The 228-nt window shown below is 34.6% G+C and carries 1 pseudogene; it reads right to left on the reverse strand.

Features of this window, described 5'->3' with window-relative positions:
- A pseudogene (locus tag B2Y23_RS08460) lies at nt 1-228 on the reverse strand (hypothetical protein); the annotation flags it as partial.

A 228-nucleotide genomic window follows, 5' to 3' on the forward strand; every position in this document is an offset into this window, starting at 1 on the left:
TGGATATTTTTGGCTTAAGTTAGCGGTAAACGGTTGATTGGCTTGTATCATCCATAATTTATTCATTTCATGTTGGGCAGGAATCAATAAACAATCAAAAGATTGAGTTAATGGGCTCATCAACAATTTTTGTAAAACCTGCTGATCCGGCTCGTTTAGGCCGACAGTCATTTTTTCATCAATCATTTTTTGACTCTGATTAAAAACGGAGTTCTGATCATTAATTGT

The organism is Acinetobacter sp. UBA5934, from assembly GCF_002430855.1.
Classification (GTDB): domain Bacteria; phylum Pseudomonadota; class Gammaproteobacteria; order Pseudomonadales; family Moraxellaceae; genus Acinetobacter.